The sequence below is a fragment of the Pseudomonas sp. PSKL.D1 genome (assembly GCF_028898945.1).
Classification (GTDB): Bacteria; Pseudomonadota; Gammaproteobacteria; order Pseudomonadales; family Pseudomonadaceae; genus Aquipseudomonas.
Genome location: NZ_CP118607.1, coordinates 4,788,630 through 4,803,801, shown reverse-complemented (window position 1 = coordinate 4,803,801; position 15,172 = coordinate 4,788,630). Strand labels below are relative to the sequence as shown.

Annotated in this window: 12 protein-coding genes; 9 read left to right on the top strand and 3 right to left on the bottom strand. The window is 63.1% G+C overall.

The window, feature by feature from the left end; genetic code table 11:
* Positions 1–5: 5 nt before the first annotated feature.
* Both gatA and gatC read right to left on the bottom strand, forming a co-directional pair.
* A complete protein-coding gene (gatA, locus tag PVV54_RS21475; protein ID WP_274907162.1) occupies positions 6–1,457 on the bottom strand; it encodes an Asp-tRNA(Asn)/Glu-tRNA(Gln) amidotransferase subunit GatA in 1,452 nt (483 codons plus the stop codon).
* A 15-nt stretch (positions 1,458–1,472) separates the two neighbouring features.
* Complete coding sequence (gatC, locus tag PVV54_RS21470; protein ID WP_274907161.1) at positions 1,473–1,760, bottom strand: Asp-tRNA(Asn)/Glu-tRNA(Gln) amidotransferase subunit GatC; 288 nt, start codon at positions 1,758–1,760, stop codon at positions 1,473–1,475.
* A 205-nt stretch (positions 1,761–1,965) separates the two neighbouring features.
* On the opposite strand from gatC, the gene mreB reads away from it, so the two are divergent.
* From mreB to tldD, 8 genes are all read left to right on the top strand, one after another.
* Positions 1,966–3,003, top strand: a complete 1,038-nt coding sequence (gene mreB, locus PVV54_RS21465) for a rod shape-determining protein MreB (protein ID WP_003255163.1) — start codon at positions 1,966–1,968, stop codon at positions 3,001–3,003.
* Positions 3,004–3,166: 163 nt separating this feature from the next.
* On the top strand, positions 3,167–4,228 hold the full coding sequence (gene mreC / locus PVV54_RS21460) for a rod shape-determining protein MreC (protein ID WP_274910482.1): 1,062 nt from the start codon (positions 3,167–3,169) through the stop codon (positions 4,226–4,228).
* Complete coding sequence (mreD, locus tag PVV54_RS21455) at positions 4,228–4,716, top strand: rod shape-determining protein MreD (RefSeq protein ID WP_274907160.1); 489 nt, start codon at positions 4,228–4,230, stop codon at positions 4,714–4,716. The genes mreC and mreD overlap by 1 nt, the downstream gene beginning before the upstream one ends.
* A 33-nt stretch (positions 4,717–4,749) precedes the next feature.
* The gene (locus tag PVV54_RS21450) at positions 4,750–5,361 is read left to right on the top strand and encodes a Maf family protein (protein WP_274907159.1); all 612 of its coding nucleotides are present in this window, start codon (positions 4,750–4,752) and stop codon (positions 5,359–5,361) included.
* A 54-nt stretch (positions 5,362–5,415) separates the two neighbouring features.
* On the top strand, positions 5,416–6,873 hold the full coding sequence (gene rng, locus PVV54_RS21445) for a ribonuclease G (protein WP_274907158.1): 1,458 nt from the start codon (positions 5,416–5,418) through the stop codon (positions 6,871–6,873).
* 82 nt (positions 6,874–6,955) lie between these two features.
* A complete protein-coding gene (locus PVV54_RS21440) occupies positions 6,956–10,771 on the top strand; it encodes a YhdP family protein (protein ID WP_274907157.1) in 3,816 nt (1,271 codons plus the stop codon).
* A gap of 14 nt (positions 10,772–10,785) precedes the next feature.
* The gene (locus tag PVV54_RS21435) at positions 10,786–11,637 is read left to right on the top strand and encodes a carbon-nitrogen hydrolase family protein (protein ID WP_274907156.1); all 852 of its coding nucleotides are present in this window, start codon (positions 10,786–10,788) and stop codon (positions 11,635–11,637) included.
* Between the two features lie 2 nt (positions 11,638–11,639).
* The gene (tldD, locus tag PVV54_RS21430) at positions 11,640–13,079 is read left to right on the top strand and encodes a metalloprotease TldD (protein ID WP_274907155.1); all 1,440 of its coding nucleotides are present in this window, start codon (positions 11,640–11,642) and stop codon (positions 13,077–13,079) included.
* Between the two features lie 66 nt (positions 13,080–13,145).
* Here the strand turns inward: tldD and yjgA are convergent, their stop codons facing one another.
* Positions 13,146–13,667 carry a ribosome biogenesis factor YjgA gene (gene yjgA, locus PVV54_RS21425; RefSeq protein WP_274907154.1) on the bottom strand — a complete coding sequence of 174 codons (522 nt, stop codon included), beginning with the start codon at positions 13,665–13,667 and terminating at the stop codon, positions 13,146–13,148.
* Between the two features lie 109 nt (positions 13,668–13,776).
* On the opposite strand from yjgA, the gene pmbA reads away from it, so the two are divergent.
* A complete protein-coding gene (gene pmbA, locus PVV54_RS21420; protein WP_274907153.1) occupies positions 13,777–15,123 on the top strand; it encodes a metalloprotease PmbA in 1,347 nt (448 codons plus the stop codon).
* The last annotated feature ends 49 nt before the right edge of the window (positions 15,124–15,172 follow it).

Below are 15,172 nucleotides of genomic sequence, written 5' to 3'. Positions count from 1 at the left end.
ATTCCTCAGAAGCCGTTGGGGGCGCGGGTGTGCCAGTCGGTGACTTGCTGGTAGCGGTGCGCGACGTTGAGCAGGCGGCCTTCCTGGAAGTACGGGGCCAGCAGTTGCACGCCCACCGGCAGGCCATCGACGAAGCCGGCTGGCATCGACAGGCCCGGCAGGCCCGCCAGGTTGGCGGTGATGGTGTAGACGTCTTCAAGGTAGGCGGCGACCGGGTCGCTGCTTTTGGCGCCGAGCTTCCAGGCCGGGTTTGGCGTGGTCGGGCCGAGGATCAGGTCAACATCGTTGAACGCGGCCATGAAGTCGTTCTTGATCAGGCGGCGGATCTGCTGGGCCTTCACGTAGTACGCGTCGTAGTAGCCGGCCGACAGGGCGTAGGTGCCTACCATGATGCGGCGCTGCACCTCGACCCCGAAGCCTTCGCCACGGGAGCGCTTGTACAGGTCGGTGAGGTCTTTCGGCTCTTCGCAACGGTAGCCGAAGCGTACGCCGTCGAAGCGCGACAGGTTGGAGGACGCTTCAGCCGGGGCGATCACGTAGTACGCCGGGATGGCGTGCTGCATGTTCGGCAGGCTGATTTCCTTGACCACCGCGCCGAGCTTTTCCAGCTCCTTGACGCTGGCTTGCACCAGTTCGGCAATGCGCGGGTCAAGGCCAGCACCGAAATACTCCTTCGGCAGGCCGATGCGCAGGCCTTGCAGAGAAGCATTGAGGTTGGCGCTGTAGTCCGGCACCGGTTCGTCGATGCTGGTGGAGTCCTTGGCATCGAAACCGGCCATGCCTTGCAGCAGCAGGGCGCAGTCCTCGGCGGTGCGGGCCAGCGGGCCGCCCTGATCGAGGCTGGAGGCGTAGGCGATCATGCCCCAGCGCGAAACGCGACCGTACGTCGGTTTCAGGCCGGTGAGGTTGGTCAGGGCAGCCGGCTGTCGGATCGAGCCGCCAGTGTCGGTGCCGGTGGTGACCGGCAACAGACGGGCGGCCACGGCGGCAGCCGAGCCACCGGACGAGCCGCCCGGGACGTGTTCGAGGTTCCACGGGTTTTTCACCGCGCCGTAGTGGCTGGACTCGTTGGCCGAGCCCATGGCGAACTCGTCCATGTTGGTTTTGCCCAGGGTGACCATGCCGGCTTCTGCCAGCTTGGCGACCACGGTGGCATCGTACGGCGCCTTGAAGTTGTCGAGCATCTTCGAGCCGCAGCTGGTGCGGATGCCGGTGGTGCAGAACAGGTCTTTATGGGCGATGGGCGCACCCAGCAGCGCGCCGGTTTCGCCAGCGGCGCGACGGGCGTCGGCGGCACGGGCCTGGCCCAGGGCCAGCTCCTCGGTGACGCTGATGAAGCTGTTGAGCTGCGGGTCGAGCTGCTGAATGCGCGCCAACAGGGCGCCAGTCAGCTCTTCGGAGGAAAACGACTTGTCGGCGAGTCCGCGGGCGATCTCGGCCAGGGTCAAATGATGCATGGCAGGCTCTATCCCTTACTCGATGACTTTGGGAACCAGGTACAGACCGCTTTCGGTCGACGGCGCGATGGCCTGGTAGGCCTCACGCTGGTTGCTTTCGGTGACCTGGTCGGGGCGCAGGCGCTGGCTGGCCTCCAACGGGTGGGCCAGTGGCTCGATGCCATTGGTGTCGACCGCTTGCATCTGGTCGACCAGGCCGAGAATGCTGTTCAGGGCATCGGTAATGCGTGGCAGCTCGCCTTCATTCAGGCCCAGGCGGGCCAGATGGGCGATCTTTTCCACGTCGCAGCGTTCAAGCGCCATGGGGATCTCCAGGGGGAAACAAAGTACGGAAAAGGGTCCGAGGTGAGGAACATGTCAGCATTTTGGCGGTCATACGGCCGCGATCAGCGGCTGGCATGCTCGGAAAAACGACCAATTTAACATATTGGCTCCTTGCCCAAAATCCCTGCCATTGTTAGAGTTTGCCGCACTTTTTTACCCACGCTTTCCCCAGGGTCACTTTCCCATGTTCAAGAAACTGCGTGGCATGTTTTCCAGCGATCTCTCCATCGACCTGGGTACTGCCAACACCCTTATTTACGTGCGTGAGCGCGGTATCGTCCTGAATGAGCCCTCGGTTGTTGCCATCCGTACCCATGGCAACCAGAAAAGCGTCGTCGCCGTCGGTACCGAAGCCAAACGCATGCTGGGCCGTACGCCTGGCAACATTGCTGCCATTCGTCCGATGAAGGACGGCGTCATCGCCGACTTCAGCGTTTGTGAAAAAATGTTGCAGTACTTCATCAACAAGGTTCACGAGAACAGCTTCCTGCAGCCCAGCCCACGTGTGCTGATCTGCGTGCCGTGCAAGTCGACCCAGGTAGAGCGCCGCGCCATTCGCGAGTCGGCCCTGGGCGCTGGCGCCCGTGAGGTGTTCCTGATCGAAGAGCCGATGGCAGCTGCCATCGGTGCCGGCCTGCCGGTTGAAGAGGCCCGTGGCTCGATGGTCGTCGACATCGGCGGCGGTACCACTGAAATCGCCCTGATCTCGCTGAACGGTGTGGTGTACGCCGAGTCCGTACGCGTTGGCGGCGACCGCTTCGACGAAGCCATCGTCACCTACGTGCGCCGTAACTACGGCAGCCTGATCGGCGAATCCACCGCCGAACGCATCAAGCAGGAAATCGGCACTGCCTACCCGGGCGGCGAAGTGCGCGAAGTGGATGTGCGTGGCCGCAACCTGGCTGAAGGCGTACCGCGTGCCTTCACCCTGAACTCCAACGAAGTGCTCGAAGCCCTGCAGGAGTCGCTGGCGACCATCGTTCAGGCAGTCAAGAGCGCTCTGGAACAGTCCCCGCCTGAGCTGGCTTCCGACATCGCCGAGCGTGGCCTGGTGCTGACCGGTGGTGGTGCGCTGCTGCGTGACCTCGACAAGCTGCTGGCTCAGGAAACCGGCCTGCCGGTAATCGTCGCCGAAGACCCGTTGACCTGCGTCGCCCGTGGCGGCGGTCGCGCCCTGGAGATGATGGACAAGCACGCGATGGACCTGCTTTCGAGCGAGTGATCCCGCGCTGCTTTCGAGCGCCCGGTTTACAGGTAGCACGCGCAGTGCTACCTGTATGCGCTGGGCTGGCGTCCGTTGGGGCGTCGTTTCCGTCAACCCGCAACCAGGCTGGTGCGTTGCCCCATGTTCAATGACCTCCTGAGTCGTCCACGAGGAACGGCCCATTAAACCGCTTTTCTCCAAAGGCCCTTCGCTGGGCGTTCGCCTGCTGGTACTGGTGGTGCTGTCGGTCGCGCTGATGGTGGTGGATGCGCGCTTCGACGTGCTCAAACCCGTGCGCAGCCAGATGGGCCTGGTGCTGATGGAGTCGTACTGGATCACCGATCTGCCGCAACGCATGTGGCAAGGCGTGGCCGGCCAGTTTGGCAGCCGCACCGAACTGATCGCGGAAAACGAAAAGCTCAAGACCGAGGCCCTGCTGCTGCAGGGGCGCCTGCAGAAGCTGGCCGCCCTGACAGAGCAGAACGTCCGCCTGCGAGAGCTGCTCAACTCCTCTGCTCTGGTCAACGAGAAGGTGGAAGTGGCCGAGTTGATTGGCGTAGATCCCAACCCGTTCACCCATCGCATCCTGATCAACAAGGGTGAGCGCGACGGTGTGTTCCTTGGCCAGCCGGTGCTTGATGCCCGTGGCCTGATGGGCCAGGTGGTCGAGCTGATGCCGTACACTTCGCGGGTGCTGCTGCTGACCGACACCACCCACAGCATCCCGGTACAGGTCAACCGCAACGGCCTGCGCGCCATCGCCAGCGGCACCGGCAACCCGGAGCGCCTGGAGCTGCGCCATGTGGCCGATACCGCCGACATCAAGGAAGGCGACCTGCTGGTGAGTTCCGGCATGGGACAGCGCTTCCCGGCCGGTTACCCGGTGGCCACGGTCAACGAAGTGATTCACGATTCCGGCCAGCCATTCGCCATCGTGCGGGCGATCCCGACAGCGGCGCTCAACCGCAGTCGTTACATGCTACTGGTGTTCAGCGACCGCCGTACGCCTGAACAGCGGGCGACCGATGCCGCCATCGCCCAGGAAGAAGCTGACCGTAAAGGTGGCGTCAGCCCGGTTCCGCCTGCTGCCAACAGTGAGCATGCTGCGCCCACCGGCGCGCCGGCAGCCGTCACACCGGCACCTGCTACACCGGCAGCGCCTGCTGCAGCCCCGGCTGGTGCACCGGCCACCCCCGCTCAAGCACCGGCGCCTGCGGCGTCGGCCCAGCCACGGAGAGAATGATGGCCAAGTCGCGCCGCAACCACGGTTGGGTCATCTGGCTGACATTCGCCATCGGCCTGTTGCTCAGCGTTTCGCCAATGCCCCAGTTCCTGGAGGTGTTCCGCCCCATGTGGCTGGCGATGCTGGTGTCGTTCTGGACCCTCAACGTGCCGGCCAAGGTCGGCATGACCACCGCCTTCATTCTAGGCTTGGCTGAAGATGTGCTGTACGGCACGCTGCTGGGGCAGAACGCGCTTATCCTTACGCTGATCACCTTCCTGGTGCTGTCCCTGCAGCAGCGACTGCGCATGTTCCCCATGTGGCAGCAGAGCCTGGTGATTCTGGTCATCTTCGGCATTGCCCAGCTGGTTCAGCTCTGGCTCAGCGCGCTTACCGGCAATCGCCTGCCAACCCTGGCGCTGGTCTGGTCGGCGGTGATCAGTGCGTTGTTGTGGCCCTGGATCAGCTTCGCCCTGCGCGACCTGCGTCGGCGCCTGCATATCAACTGACGGCGCTGCCGCAACTGACAGGGAGATGTCTGCATGAACCCGCTCTACCTCGCCTCCGGCTCCCCTCGCCGTCGTGAACTGCTGAGCCAGATTGGCGTGCCGTTCACCGTTACCACTGCTCCTATCGACGAAACCCCGCTGCCTGGCGAAACCGCCGAGGCCTATGTAGAGCGCCTGGCGCGCGCCAAGGCCGAAGCAGGCCTGGCCACCCTCACTGGTCCGGCCACGGTATTGGGGAGTGATACGGCGGTAGTGCTCGATGGTCGAATTCTCGGTAAACCCGAAAGCCGCGAACATGCTTTGGCCATGCTGGCAGATCTGTCCGGGCGCGAACACCAGGTACTGACGGCCGTTGCAGTGAGCGACGGCCAGCGTTGCGAAAGCCTGTGCATTGCCAGCAGCGTGCGCTTTCGCGTCATCGGCAGCGCAGAAGCCGAGCGCTACTGGGCCAGTGGTGAGCCTGCCGACAAGGCCGGCGGCTATGCCATCCAGGGGTTGGGCGCCGTTTTCGTTACAGGCCTGCAGGGCAGCTATTCGGCGGTGGTCGGCCTGCCTTTGAGTGAAACAGCCGATATGCTCGCCCGCTTTGGTATTGCCTGCTGGCAGATACCGGCACTTTTGCCAGAGGTAACAAACCAGCGGTAGCCAGCTGTGCACACGCGATCCATCATTACCCAAGACCTTTGACGAGACCCTGCCATGAGTGAAGAGATCCTGATCAACATCACCCCGATGGAATCGCGCGTGGCGGTGGTGGAAAACGGGGTGCTGCAGGAAGTGCACGTCGAGCGCACCCAGCGGCGCGGTATCGTCGGCAATATCTACAAAGGCAAGGTGGTGCGTGTGCTACCGGGCATGCAGGCTGCATTCGTCGACATCGGCCTGGAGCGCGCCGCGTTCATCCATGCGTCGGAAATCTCCCAGCGTGAAGGTTCGGCAGTCGAAAGCATCACCGCGCTTGTGCATGAAGGCCAGGCCCTTGTCGTGCAAGTGACCAAGGACCCGATCGGTACCAAGGGCGCGCGCCTGACTACCCAACTGTCCATCCCTTCGCGCTACCTCGTGTACATGCCGCGCAGCAGCCACGTGGGTATTTCGCTGAAGATCGAAGACGAAGCCGAGCGTGACCGTTTGAAAAAGCTGGTCAGCGACTGCATGGACAGCGAGAACATCAAGGATGCCGGTGGCTTCATCCTGCGCACCGCTGCCGAGGGCGCACGGCCGGAAGAAATCCTGCAGGACATCCGTTACCTGCGCCGCCTGTGGGAGCAGATCGGCAGCCAGATCCAGACCTGTGGCGCGCCTACGGTCATTTACGAAGACCTGGGCCTGGCCCTGCGAACCCTGCGCGACCTGGTCAACCCGAAGATCGAGAAAATTCGCATCGACTCGCGGGAAACCTTCCAGAAGACCACGCAATTCGTCGCCGAGCTGATGCCGGAGATCGCCGACCGCCTCGAACACTACCCCGGCGAACGGCCAATCTTCGACCTGTATGGCGTCGAAGACGAAATCCAGCGCGCGCTTGAGCGCAAGGTGCCGCTGAAGTCCGGTGGCTATCTGGTGGTCGACCCGGCCGAAGCGATGACCACCATCGACGTCAACACCGGTGCCTTCGTCGGCCACCGCAACCTTGAAGAAACCATTTTCAAGACCAACCTCGAGGCGGCAACGGCCATCGCCCGGCAGCTACGCCTGCGTAACATCGGCGGGATCATCATCATCGACTTCATCGACATGGAGGACGAGGAGCATCAACGCCAGGTGTTGCGCACGCTTGAGAAGCAACTTGAGCGGGATCACGCGAAGACCAACATCATCGGCATTACCGAGCTGGGCCTTGTGCAGATGACCCGCAAGCGCACCCGCGAGAGCCTTGAGCAGGTGTTGTGCGAGCCATGCCTTGCCTGCCAGGGCCGCGGTAAATTGAAAACCCCGGAAACCATTTGCTACGAAATTTTCCGCGAAATCCTCCGCGAGGCCCGGGCCTACCAGGCGGAAGGTTACCGTGTGCTGGCCAACCAGAAAGTGGTCGACCGCCTGCTGGATGAAGAGTCCGGCAACGTGGCCGAGCTGGAGGCGTTCATCGGTAGAACCATTCGCTTCCAGGTCGAGTCGATGTATTCGCAGGAACAATATGACGTGGTGCTGCTCTGAGTGCTTCTGATTCGCCCCGCCTGATCGCCCGACTGGCAAAACCAGCGCCACGGGCCATCATGGATAGACTAACCGGAGGGCCATGGCCATGGGACGTCTGAGCCGCGTTCTTGTTGCCCTGACCCGATGGGGGCTGGGCATCTGTGCCCTGTTGGCAGTGCTTGTGGCGTTGTATGTGAGCCTGGGCCGCGAGCTGGTGCCGTTGGTGGCCGAGTACCGCGCAGACGTGGAAAGCAAAGCCGAACAGGCTCTTGGCCTGCCTGTGCACGTGGGCGCACTGGAGGGACGCTGGAGTGGTTTGGCCCCGGTGCTGCGCGTTCGCGACCTGCAACTGGGCGAAGGTGCTTCGGCGCTGCGTCTGGATGACGTCAAACTGGTGCCAGACCTGTGGGCCAGCCTCACCTCCCGCGAAGTGCGCCTGGCTCATATCCAGTTGGGTGGCCTGCAGCTGATACTGCGTGAAGACGAACAGGGCGGCTGGGCGCTTGAAGGGCTGCCGAAAAAGGACGATGCGCCGCTCGACCCGGCAGATGTGCTGCAGCGCTTGCGCCAACTCGGGCGCATTGATGTGTTCGACAGCCAGGTCACACTGCAACCCTGGCAGCGTGATCCCCTGACCCTTACCTACGTCAGTGCCGGCCTGCAAGCCGGTGCATCGCGTCAGGCGTTGGACCTGCGCGCCACGTTGCCCGACGGCCAGCCACTGGCGGCCAACCTGCGCAGCCGTGCAACGGCCAAAGCCTGGCGCGACGGCGAGGTCGAAGGCTACCTGAGCCTGCCCCAGAGCGATTGGGCTCGCTGGCTGCCACCGAGGCTGCTTGGGCAGTGGCAAGCGCAGGCGCTGCGTGCCGGCGGCGAATTCTGGCTTGACTGGCGCAAGGGGCAACTGCAACAGGCCGTGGTGCGGCTCAATGCGCCCCAGTTGAGCGGTGCCTATACCGGGCGCAAGGTCGTGAGCCTCGAAAACCTGGCCGTGTCAGCCTGGTTCCAGCGCCGGGAGCGGGGCTTCGATGTGGTGGTCGATTCGCTGGCCGCGAGCATCGGCAAAGCCCGTTGGGAGTCGCATCTGCAGGTCAATCAACGCGCTGCGGATGACCCGGCTGCCGAACATTGGCAGGTTCAGGCGGATCGCTTCGATCTGACTCCGTTGACACCGTTGATTCAGTCGCTGGCGCCCTTGCCGGACAAGCTCATGGCGGTTGTCGATGGCCTGAGTGTCACCGGTGCGCTGCGCAATGTACGCATGGATATCCGCCCGAAAGCCCAGGGCAATGAACGGCTGCAGTTTGCCGCCAACCTGGAGAAAGTCGGCTTCGATGCTTACCACGGGGCCCCGGCGGCGGGTAACGTCAGCGGCAGCATCAGTGGCGACCTCGGGCATGGCGAGCTGCGTCTGGATACCGATGCGTTCATGCTGCATTTGTACCCGATCTTCGCCAAACCCTGGCATTACCTGAAGGCCAATGCCCGCCTTACCTATGCGCTCGATCAAGACGGCTTCACCCTGATCGCGCCCTACCTGAAAGTGCTGGGCGAGGAGGGCAAGATTGCCGGCGACTTCCTGATTCGCCTGCTGTTCAAGGAAGGTGCTGAAAGCTACATGGACCTTCGCGTGGGCATGACCGAGGGTGACGGCCGCTACACCGCGAAGTACCTGCCCGAGGTGCTCAGCCCGGCGCTCGACGAATGGTTGCGCAGTGCCATCGTCAAAGGCAACGTCGACCAAGGGTATTTCCAGTATCAGGGTTCGCTGAACCATGGCGCCACGCCCGAGTCGCGCAGCATCAGCCTGTTCTTCAAGGTGCGCGATGCAGCGTTGGACTTCCAGCCAGGCTGGCCGCAGGTGCAGCACGTTGACGGCGATGTGTTCATCGAGGACAGCGGTGTGCGCATCAAGGCCAGCAAGGGGTTGTTGCTCGACACCCAGGTCAGCGATGTCAGTGTCGACATACCGCATGTGGACGCTGGCCAGAACAGCCACCTTTACCTGGACGGGGATTTCGACGGCAGCCTGGGGGACGGGCTGAAGATCCTCAAGGAAGCGCCAATCGGTACTGGTGAGATCTTTGCAGGCTGGGAAGGCGAGGGGCCGCTCAAGGGCAAGGTCAAGCTCGATATCCCTCTGGCGCATGGCCAGCGGCCGAAGGTACAGGTGGACTTTGCCACCCGTGACGCCCGCTTGAAGGTCGCACCGCCCAGCCTCGAACTCAGCCGCCTGAAAGGCGATTTCAGTTTTGATTTCGACAAGGGCCTGAGCGGCAAGGACATTGCCCTGCAAGCATTTGGCAAACCGGTGACTGCGCAGATTACCGCCGAAGGTCAGGCCGGGCAGATGCAGACCCGCATCAATGCCAATGGCCAGGTTAGCCTCAAGTCACTGACCGACTGGCTGCAGTTCAAGCAGGCTTTGCCGGCAACAGGGGAATTGCCGTACCAGTTGCAGGTCAACCTGGGCAGCCGGGATAACAGCCTGAGCGTCAATTCCTCACTGAAAGGCCTCACCATCGATTTGCCAGCACCGTTTGGCAAAGCCGCAACCGACACGCGAGACAGCCGCTTCAGCATGAACCTGCAAGGCTCGGAGCGGCGTTTTGATGCGGCTTATGACAGCCTCGCCCAGTTTGCCTACGCGGCGCCCTCTGACAAGCTGGCGCAAGGCCGTGGTGAGCTGCTGCTTGGTAGCGGCACTGCTCAAGTACCGACTGGCCAGGGTTTGCGTGTTCGTGGCCGGCTGGAGAGCCTCGACCTGGCGCCATGGCAGGAGAAGATGGCCAGCTTGGCCGGCGATGACCCGGGCGGTAGCGCCCGCCAGAACCTGCAAAGCGTCGACCTGAGTATCGGCCAGCTAAAGGCCTTCGGCATGGACCTGAACCAGGCGGTTGTGCGCCTTGCACGCGGTGGCCCGGCCTGGGACCTGCGCCTGGACAGCAAGGAAGTCATCGGCAATGCCCGTGTACCGGATGCCAAGGCCACGCCCATGACCGTGCGCCTGCAAACCCTGCGCCTGCCGCCAGCCGACCCGGCCCAGGCTCAGGCCGAGGAAGGCCCCGACCCGCTGGTGTCGTTCGACCCGCGCAAAGTCCCGGCGCTGGACCTGAACATCGACAAGCTTTACCGCGGTGACGACCTGTTCGGCAGTGCGGCCATCAAGCTGCGCCCAAATGCCCGTGGCGTGTCGGCGCAGGATATCGACCTCGACTTCAAAGGCCTGCACATTGACGGCAGCGGCGGTTGGGAAGGTGATGTCGGCGCTACCAGCAGTTGGTACAAGGGCCGCCTGGACGGCAAGAACCTCGCCGACGTGCTCAAGGCCTGGGGCTTTGCGCCCACCGTGACCAGCCGCGATTTCCGCCTGGACGTGGACGGGCGTTGGCCTGGCTCGCCTGCCTGGGTGGGGCTCAAGCGTTTTTCGGGGAGCATGGATGCGGCGCTGCGCTCCGGCCAGTTCGTCGAAGTGGAAGGCAGTGCCCAGGCTTTGCGGGTGTTCGGCCTGCTTAACTTCAACTCCATCGGTCGACGCCTGCGGCTGGATTTCTCCGACCTGTTTGACAAGGGCCTGGCCTATGACCGGGTCAAGGGCCTGCTGGTGGCCAGCGACGGGGTATACGTGACCCGCGAGCCGATTACGGTGACCGGGCCATCCAGCAACTTCGAGCTCGACGGCACGCTGGACATGGTGCGTGACAGCGTCAATGCCAACCTGCAGGTGAGTTTGCCGGTGACCAACAACCTGCCGTTGGCGGCGTTGATTGTCGGGGCGCCGGCGGTTGGCGGGGCGCTGTTCCTGGTCGATCGCCTGATCGGTGACCGTGTCTCGCGCTTTGCCAGTGTTCACTATCGTGTCGAAGGGCCGTGGAAAGAGCCTAGAATCACCTTTGTGAAACCTTTCAATAAATGAGACCGGGAGTCGCCATGAAGGCAGCGGTGATCCAGATGGTCAGCCAGGACGACGTGCTGGCCAACCTGCAGCGGGCAGGGGCCCTGCTGGAACAGGCGGCAATGGGCGGTGCTCGGCTGGCCGTGCTGCCCGAGAACTTCGCGGCGATGGGCCGTAAAGACGCTGCGGCCATCGGCCGGGCCGAAGCGTTGGGCGAAGGCCCGATCCTGCCATGGTTGAAACGCACGGCGCGCGACCTCAAGTTATGGATCGTGGCTGGTACCTTGCCGCTGCCACCGACCGGCCAGCCTGACGCCAAGGCCCATGCCTGCTCGCTGTTGGTCGATGAGCACGGAGAGGTAGCGGCGCGTTACGACAAGCTGCACCTGTTCGATGTGGATGTGGCGGACAACCGCGGGCGTTATCGCGAGTCTGACGATTATGCCCATGGCGCTCAGGTGGTGGTGGCCGATACCCCGGTAGGGCGCTTGGGGCTCAGCGTGTGTTACGACTTGCGCTTCCCCGAGCTGTACAGCGCGCTGCGCAGTGCGGGCGCCGAGCTGATTACGGCACCGGCTGCGTTTACTGCGGTCACAGGGGCAGCGCACTGGGAAGTGCTGATTCGCGCCCGGGCTATCGAAACCCAGTGCTATGTGCTGGCGGCGGCGCAGGGCGGCATTCACCCTGGCCCGCGGGAAACCCACGGGCATGCGGCGATCGTCGACCCTTGGGGGCGGGTTGTTGCAGAACAGGCGCGAGGCGAAGCAGTACTGCTGGCTGAGCGCGACATTGAAGAACAAGCGTCCATCCGGGCGCGTATGCCGGTGGCTTTGCACCGGCGCTTTTTCTCGCAGGACGCATTGCGGCCTGCGTACACCTCGGAGTGACTATGAGCCAGATGTTATCCACCGTCAGCGACCAGCTCCTGGCCCCGGGCGGGCTGAGCCTGGACAGCCTGCAGGCAGTGCTGGGCGAGCTGGCCGGCCCCGGCATCGACGCCGCCGACCTGTACTTCCAGGGCCAAATCTCGGAAACCTGGGCGCTGGAGGACGGCATCGTCAAGGAAGGCAGTTTCAACCTTGATCAGGGTGTTGGCGTGCGTGCGCAATCGGGTGAAAAAACCGGTTTCGCTTACAGCAATGCCATCAACCTGGAGGCACTGACCTCCGCGGCACGTGCTGCCCGCTCGATTTCCCGTGCTGGCCAGAACGGCAAGGTACAGGCCTTCCGCAGCCAGGATGTCACGGCACTTTACGCACCGGATAATCCGCTTGAAGTGCTCAGCCGCGCCGAAAAGGTCGATTTGCTCAAGCGCGTCGATGCCGCCACACGTGCCCTGGATCCGCGTATTCAGCAGGTCAGCGTAAGCATGGCAGGTGTCTGGGAGCGCATCCTTATCGCCGCGGCTGATGGCAGCCTGGCAGCCGATGTGCGCCCGCTGGTGCGTTTCAATGTGAGTGTGATTGTTGAACAGAACGGCCGCCGCGAGCGTGGCGGGCAGGGCGGTGGTGGGCGTACCGACTATCGCTTCTTCACCGAAGACCGGGTGATGGGCTACGCACGCGAAGCCCTGCGCCAGGCGCTGGTGAACCTGGAGGCGGTTCCGGCACCTGCAGGCACCCTGCCGGTAGTGTTGGGTTCCGGCTGGTCGGGTGTGCTGTTGCACGAAGCCGTGGGCCATGGCCTTGAAGGCGACTTCAACCGCAAGGGCAGTTCGGCCTTCAGTGGCCGGATCGGCGAGAAAGTAGCCTCGAGCCTCTGCACCATCGTCGACGATGGCACCCTCGAAGGCCGCCGCGGTTCGCTGAGCGTCGATGACGAGGGCACCCCGACCGAGTGCACCACGCTGATCGAGAATGGCGTGCTCAAAGGCTATATGCAGGACAAGCTCAATGCACGGCTGATGGGCATGGCGGTAACCGGTAACGGGCGGCGAGAGTCCTACGCGCACCTGCCGATGCCACGCATGACCAACACCTACATGCGTGCCGGCGAAAGCGACCCGCAGGAAATCATCGCTTCGGTGAAGAAAGGTATTTACTGCGCCAATCTCGGCGGTGGGCAAGTGGACATCACCAGTGGCAAGTTCGTGTTTTCGACGAGCGAGGCTTACCTGATTGAAGACGGCAAGATTACTGCGCCTGTGAAGGGCGCGACACTGATCGGCAACGGGCCTGAGGCCATGAGCCGGGTTTCGATGGTCGGTAACGACCTGGCGCTGGACAGTGGCGTGGGGACGTGTGGCAAGGATGGGCAATCGGTGCCGGTGGGGGTTGGGCAGCCGACGCTGAAGCTGGACGCGATTACCGTGGGCGGCACGGGCGCGTGATCACGGGGGTTGCCTGTGGGAGCGGCCTTGTGTCGTGAAAGGGCTGCACAGCAGCCCCCCGAAAGTTCAGCGCAACCCGCGCTGAAGCTCGTCCAGATCACGGATGTACTTGAAGACCTTGCGCGCAGCGGCCGGCGGTTTGTTCCGCGCTTTTTCGTGCTGAGCATGACGGATCAGCGAGCGCAGTTGCTGGCGATCGGTATCGGGATACTCGTTGACGAAGCGTTCAAGGTCTTCGTCATTCCCGTCGATCAGTCGGTCGCGCCAACGTTCCAGGTTGTGGAAACGCTCGTTGTACTGGCGGCTGGAGCTGTCGATCTGCTCGAGCACGGCGTGGATGGCGTCCAGGTCCTGGTCGCGCATCAGCTTGCCGACAAACGACATGTGGCGTTTGCGGGCACCGTGAGCGGTGTGCTTGGAAGCGTCGGCCAAGGCTTTGCGCAGTTCGTCGGTCAACGGCAGGCGCGCCAGGGTATCGGCCTTGACTGTGGTCAGGCGCTCGCCGAGTTCGACCAGCGCATGCAGTTCGCGCTTGATCTGGGTTTTGCTTTTTTCGCCGTCGAAGGCGTCGTCGTATGAATCAACCATGGTGGCAGTCCGCTAGAAATCGCCGCCATGATAACCAGTCGGGGGCCGCTTGTCCGGCCCGGTCGTAGAATGACCCCAAGCCGTACGCAGAATTTGAGTGGAGAAAACCATGAGTGCAGTCCAGAGCGTAGGCCCGAAAGACCTGCCAGCGTTGCAGGAGCAGGTCGAAGCGATCATTGCCGAGGCGCGCCGGCAGGGTGCCAGTGCCTGTGAAGTGGCGGTGTCGCTGGAGCAGGGGCTGTCCACCACGGTGCGCCAGCGAGAGGTTGAAACGGTCGAGTTCAATCGCGACCAGGGCTTTGGCATTACCCTCTATGCAGGCCAGCGCAAGGGCTCAGCCAGCACGTCGGCCAGCGGGCCGGATGCTATCCGTGAAACGGTTGCTGCTGCCTTGGCCATTGCAAAACATACGTCCGAGGATGAGTGTTCTGGCTTGGCCGATGCTGCGCTGATGGCGCGCGATATCCCGGACCTGGACCTCTATCATGACTGGGATATCGAGCCCGAGAGGGCCATTGAGCTGGCGCTCACCTGTGAAGCGGCGGCATTCGATGCCGACAAGCGCATTCTCAACGCCGATGGCACCACGTTGAATACTCATCAGGGTTGCCGGGTGTACGGCAATAGCCATGGTTTCATCGGCGGTTACGCGTCGACCCGCCACAGCCTGAGCTGTGTGATGATCGCCGAAGGTGACGGGCAGATGCAGCGTGACTACTGGTATGACGTGAACCGTCAGGGCAACCTGCTGGCCGACCCGCGCAGTATTGGCGTGCGTGCCGCACAGCGTGCTGCCAGCCGGCTGGGTGCGCGCCCGGTGCCGACTTGCGAGGTGCCAGTGCTGTTTTCTGCCGAGTTGGCTGGTGGCCTGTTCGGCAGCTTCCTGTCGGCAATTTCCGGGGGCAACCTTTACCGAAAGTCGTCGTTCCTGGATGGCGCGATCGGTCAGCGCTTGTTCCCAAGCTGGCTGACGCTCGACGAGCGCCCGCATATCCCTCGCGCCTTGGGCAGTGCCGCGTTCGACGGCGACGGCCTTGCGACTTATGCGAAGCCGTTCGTCGATAAGGGCGAGCTCGTGTCCTACCTGCTGGGTACGTATTCCGGCCGCAAACTGGGCTTGCCCAGCACGGCGAACTCCGGTGGCGTGCACAACCTGTATGTCACCCATGGTGTGGAAGACCAGGCTGCACTGATCCGCCGCATGGGGCGTGGTTTGCTGGTCACCGAGCTGATGGGCCATGGCCTTAACATGGTGACGGGTGATTATTCGCGCGGTGCGGCGGGCTTTTGGGTCGAGAATGGCGAGATCCAACACGCTGTGCAGGAAGTAACCATTGCCGGCAATATGAAGGACATGTTCCAACAGATTGTGGCGATTGGCAGCGATCTTGAAACTCGCAGCAATATCCATACGGGGTCGGTGTTGATCGAGCGGATGACCGTTGCAGGCAGTTGATGTGTTGCCTTCAGAAGCATGATCCAAAAGAACCCGGCCAGCGTGCCGG